The sequence below is a fragment of the Xenorhabdus santafensis genome (genome assembly GCF_033949405.1).
GTDB classification, from domain to species: Bacteria; Pseudomonadota; Gammaproteobacteria; order Enterobacterales; family Enterobacteriaceae; genus Xenorhabdus; species Xenorhabdus santafensis.
This window is the reverse complement of sequence record NZ_VCDN01000338.1, coordinates 1-476: the sequence shown is the minus strand read 5'-3', so window position 1 is coordinate 476 and position 476 is coordinate 1. Positions and strand designations below refer to the sequence as shown.

The following is a 476-nucleotide window of genomic DNA, read 5'->3' as shown; positions in this document are numbered from 1 at the left end:
ACACCAACTTCTTTTTGTAACTGATTTTTTTCTTGTTTCAATGTTCGATTTTCTTCCATCCATCCCTCTGCATGCACTTTTAAACTCTCATTCTCTTTCACAAAATCTGTTTTTCTCAAACGGTTATAGTCCTTTTTGATAGTAACCGCTGCATTCACTTGCTTTGTTACTTCTTGATATTGTTCTGGTGATAACACATAATTTCTTGTCTGTTTCTTCGTGATTTCAGCTTTTCCAAACATTTTATCCTGTACTTCTACTACTACTTCTTTACGTAAAAATGGAATTTTAACAGGTTCATTTGGTACTTGATCCGTAGCACTATCTAATTCTTTTTGCATTTGTTCTACTCTTTTTTCTAACTCTATATGACACTGGCCAATTAGCTGTAGCTTTTCACTTTCACTCTCTACTTGTTGTTTTACTATCTCTAATTCTTTGTACTTATCAACGACATCACTTTCCAAACTCTTTTT

At 33.0% G+C, this 476-nt stretch carries 1 protein-coding gene; it reads right to left on the bottom strand.

The annotated features are described in order from the left end of the window. Nucleotides 1-476: hypothetical protein (locus FE392_RS22715; protein WP_319931942.1), on the bottom strand; the 476-nt coding region annotated here is incomplete at both ends.